The organism is Streptomyces sp. NPDC006339 (assembly GCF_040612775.1).
Lineage (GTDB): Bacteria > Actinomycetota > Actinomycetes > Streptomycetales > Streptomycetaceae > Streptomyces.
Genome location: NZ_JBEXQW010000106.1, coordinates 1 through 4627, shown reverse-complemented (window position 1 = coordinate 4627; position 4627 = coordinate 1). Strand labels below are relative to the sequence as shown.

The following is a 4627-nucleotide window of genomic DNA, read 5'->3' as shown; positions in this document are numbered from 1 at the left end:
CTGACCACCGAGCAGACCCTCGACGCCGACCTCCCGCGCCACCCGGGTCACCTCGGAGCCGAACGCCGAGAGCTGGTCGACCATCGTGTTGACGGTGTTCTTCAGCTCCAGCATCTCGCCGGCCACGTCCACGGTGACCTTCTGCGACAGATCACCATTGGCGACCGCCGTCGTCACCTGCGCGATGTCCCGCACCTGCGTGGTGATGTTCCGGAAGACGGTGTTGACCGAGTCCGTGAGGTCCTTCCACGTACCCGCCGCACCCGGCACCTGCGCCTGGCCGCCCAGCAGACCCTGCGCGCCGACCTCCCCGGACACCCGGGTCACCTCGTCCGCGAAGGTCCGCAGCGTCTCCGTCATCTGGTTGATGGTGTCCGCGAGCTGCGCGATCTCACCGCGCGCCGACACCCGCACCTTCTGCGACAGGTCGCCGTTGGCCACCGCCGTGGTGACCTCCGCGATACCCCTCACCTGATTGGTGAGATTTCCCGCCATCGTGTTGACGGAGTCCGTGAGGTCCTTCCACACACCGGCGACCCCGGCCACCTCGGCCTGACCGCCCAGCTCGCCCTCCGTGCCCACCTCACGGGCCACCCGGGTCACCTCGGAGGAGAACGACGAGAGCTGGTCCACCATCCGGTTGACGGTGTTCTTCAGCTCCAGCATCTCGCCGGCCACGTTCGCCGTGACCTTCTGCGACAGATCACCGTTCGCCACCGCCGTCGTGACCAGCGCGATGTCCCGCACCTGCGCCGTCAGCCGGTTGGCCATGGTGTTCACCGAGTCCGTGAGGTCCTTCCACGAACCGGACATGCCCCGCACCTGGGCCTGACCGCCCAGAATGCCCTCCGTGCCCACCTCCAGGGCGACCCGGGTCACCTCGTCGGCGAACACCGACAACTGGTCGACCAGGTTGTTCACGGTCCGCGCGACCTTCAGGAACTCGCCCCGCAGCGGCCGCGTCGTCCCGTCCGCCCCCTCGGAGCGCAGCTCCATCCGCTGCCCGAGGTCACCCTCGGCCACCGCCGACAGCACCCGGCCCACCTCGGACACCGGCCGCGCCAGCTCGTCCACCAGCGCGTTCGCCGCGTCGATGGCCGCCGCCCAGGTGCCCTCGGCCGCCCCGGTCTCGAGCCGCTCCGACAGCTTGCCCTCGCGGCCCACCACCCGGCGCACCCGCGACAGCTCCCCGGTCAGATGCGTCTGCCGGTCCGCGACCTCGTTGAAGACGGCCGCGATCTCCGCCATCACCCCGTCGCCCGACACCGTCAGCCGCTTGCGGAAGTTCCCGTCCCGCATCGACACCAGAGCGGCCAGCAGCCGGTGCAGCGCCGCCGCGTCCACCTGCACCGTGCCCCCGCCCCGGGAACGGCCGCCGCCCTTCGCCCGCGAACCGCCACCGCGTCGCGTCGTCGTGCCAGACTCCACCGTGTCCCTCCCGAAGGGGTCGACCATGCCGATCGGTCTCTCGTTACCAGCCTGCCCAGTGTTTCATCGTGACCGAACCAGGCCATAACAGTTCGGCAGCTTCGCACAACGTCCCCACGTCCGTGGGACGGAAACAGCGGCGACCGGCATCCGCTGGGACAGCGAAGGTAAGTAACCTGGCATCCGGCTGTCCAACCGCCCGGGCCGCCCGGCGGGGGCGGGACGACGCGAAGAGAGCACGGACAGCGGGGAGGGACGGACCGACCATGGCAGAGCCGGGCGTCGAGACGCGTACGAGGAGTTCAGTGATCACCGCGCGGGCGGCTGCCAGTTTCGAACCCGTCGGGCGGTCCGTCGCGACCGCCCGCGCCTTCGTCCGGGACACCCTCCAGGGCTGGGGCTGTTCCGAGGTCGTCGACGACGCCGTCGTCCTGACCAGCGAACTCGTCACCAACGCCGTGATCCACGCCGGCACCGCCGCCGACGTCCTGTGCCTGCGCGGCGACGACGGCGTCCGCATCGAGGTCGCCGACCGCTACCCCGAGCGCGAGATCCCGCTCCAGCACGGTCGCTCCATGGGCAGCCCCGACCGCGAGAACGGCCGGGGCCTTCTGCTCTGCGCCGCCCTCGCCACCCGCTGGGGCGTCGACTACAACCCCACCCGCAAACACGTCTGGTTCCACCTCGACCTCCCCGAGCGGCCCGTCGGCACCCGCTCCGCCGGCCCCGTCCTGCCGGACCCGCTCCTCCCCCTCGCCGAGAGCCGCGTCCGCGTCGCCGTCGCCCAGCTCGACGCCGCCGGCGCCATCACCGCCTGGAACGAGGACGCCGAGGAACTCTTCGGATACGGCTCCGAGCAGGTCACCGGCAAACCCCTCGGCGATCTCGCCGCCTGGCCCCACACCCCCGGCATCGGCACCGGCCTCGCCGAGGCCCTCCGCCTGTCCCGCTGGGAGGGCAGCTACGGCATCCGCTGCGCCGACGGCCGCGTCATCCCCGTGTACGGCTCCCACCTGCGCGTCCGCGACGCCCAGGGCGAGCCCTCCACCGTCTGCCTCCTCGTACGGGAGCACGAGCGCGCCGTCCTCCAGACCCCCCAGCGCCCCACCGCCTCCGAGACCGGGTCCGAGAACCGGAACGCCGCCGACCCCTTCGAGGTCTTCATCGGCTCCCCGGCCCCCGACGACCTCGACGGCCTCCTCCAGCGCACCGTGGAACGCGCCCGCGACATGCTCGACGGCGACGCCGCCTTCCTCCTGCTGGCCACCGACGACGAGACCGAACTGGAGGTACGGGCCACCACGGGCCTGCCCTCCGCCCGCCAGCGCTTCGCCCGCGTCCCCGTCGAGACCGGCGCCAGCCGCTACGGCTCCGCCCGCATGCCCGCCGTCCACGAGGACCTCGCCGCCGTCCCGGGCGCCGTTCCGCTCCTCGAAGGCACCGGCATGCGCTCGGTCGTCACCGTCCCCCTCAAGGTCGAGGGCCGCCTCACCGGCTCCCTCGGCGTCGCCGCCGAGGCCCCCGACCGCTACTCCAACGAAGAGGCCCTGCGCCTCCAGTTCGCCGCCGACCGCATCGCCCTGGCCGTGGAATCGGCCCGTCTCGGCGAACTCGAACGGCTCCGCCGCGGCTCCCTCAGCTTCCTCGTCGAGGCGTCCGACCTTCTGGCCGGCACCCTCGACCGTGACCAGACGCTGGCCCTCATGGCCCAGATGACGGTCCCCACGCTGGCCACCTGGTGCGCCGTCTACACGATCGCCGACCAGTCCTCCGACCCGTACCTCTCCTTCGTCCTCCACGAGGACGAGGACCTCATCGACGGCCTGAAGGACCTGCTGTCCTCCATCGCGCCGCCCGATCCGGTGCCCACGCCCGGCGCCCGCGTCTGGACCGCGCCCGGTGAGGCCGCCCACCGCGCCGCGCTCGGCGCCTCGATGCGCGAGCTGGACGGCGCCGCCGGCCCGGTCTCCTCGGGCATCGGCACCACCCTGGCGACCGCGGCGGCCGTCGGCGGCGAGACCGTCGTCCTGCCGCTCGTGGCCCGCAACCGCGTCATCGGCATGCTCACCCTGGGCAAGCCGACCGACGACCACTTCCGCCAGGAGATCCTGGAGCTCGCGGAGGACCTCTCCCGCCGGGCCGCCCTGGCCCTGGACAACGCCCGTCTCTATTCGGAGCGCACGGCCATCAGCCGCTCGCTCCAGCGCAGTCTTCTGCCGCCCGGCCTCCCGGACATCCCCGGTGTCGAGGTCGACGTCATCTACCGCGCGGCCGGCGAGGGCAACGAGGTGGGCGGCGACTTCTACGACCTGTTCCCCATCCGCGACGGCGCCTACGGCTTCGCCATCGGCGATGTCTGCGGTACGGGCCCGGAGGCCGCCGCCGTGACGGGCCTGGCCCGCCACGCCCTGCGCCTGCTCGCCCGGGAGGGCTTCGGCGGCCCCGCCGTCCTGGAGCGCCTGAACGCGGCGATCCTCGACGAGGGCGCCCGCAGCCGCTTCCTGACCCTGCTGTACGGCGAGATGCGGCCCCAGGAGGACGGCTCGGCCGTCCTGAAGGTGGTGTGCGCCGGGCATCCGCTGCCACTGCGGCTGAGCCAGGACGGCACGGTCCGCCCGGCCGCCGACCCGCAGCCCCTCCTAGGCGTCATGGACGACCTGGAGCTCTACGAGCAGACGGTCACCCTGGATCCGGGCGACGTCCTGCTGTGCGTCACCGACGGCGTGACGGAGCGCCGCGAGGGCACGCGCATGCTGGGCGACGACGGCCTCACGGAAGTCCTCAGGACGTGTACGGGCCTGACGGCCGGGGCGGTCGCCGCCCGTGTCCTGCGGGCGGTCGAGCGCTTCGCCCAGGAGCCCGCGTCCGACGACATGGCGATCCTGGCCCTGCGCATCCCGGAGCTCCACCACCAGTGATCCCACGCAGAGGCCGGCCCCTTCGGGGGCCGGCCTCTTCTGTCTCCGTTTCTATGTCCGTCCGGGAAACGCAAAAAGGCCCCCGCCATGAGGCGGGGGCCTTTTCTCTGAGCCCTTTAACGGAATCGAACCGTTGACCTTCTCCTTACCATGGAGACGCTCTGCCGACTGAGCTAAAAGGGCGGGTTGTTCGGCGGTGTCCTACTCTCCCACAGGGTCCCCCCTGCAGTACCATCGGCGCTGAAAGGCTTAGCTTCCGGGTTCGGAATGTAACCGGGCGT

2 protein-coding genes, 1 tRNA gene and 1 rRNA gene are annotated in these 4627 nt (G+C 71.9%); 1 reads left to right on the top strand and 3 read right to left on the bottom strand.

Annotated elements, in window-relative coordinates:
• Positions 1-1428: HAMP domain-containing protein (locus ABZ135_RS38570; RefSeq protein ID WP_356703063.1), on the bottom strand; the 1428-nt coding region annotated here is incomplete at its 3' end.
• Positions 1429-1694: 266 nt separating this feature from the next.
• Here ABZ135_RS38570 and ABZ135_RS38565 point away from each other — a divergent pair.
• On the top strand, positions 1695-4346 hold the full coding sequence (locus ABZ135_RS38565; RefSeq protein WP_356703061.1) for a SpoIIE family protein phosphatase: 2652 nt from the start codon (positions 1695-1697) through the stop codon (positions 4344-4346).
• A 110-nt stretch (positions 4347-4456) separates the two neighbouring features.
• Here ABZ135_RS38565 and ABZ135_RS38560 read toward each other — a convergent pair.
• Together ABZ135_RS38560 and rrf are read right to left on the bottom strand one after the other, a co-directional pair.
• Positions 4457-4529: transfer RNA gene (locus ABZ135_RS38560), tRNA-Thr, on the bottom strand.
• 5 nt (positions 4530-4534) lie between these two features.
• A 5S ribosomal RNA gene (gene rrf, locus ABZ135_RS38555) occupies positions 4535-4627 on the bottom strand; the annotation flags it as partial.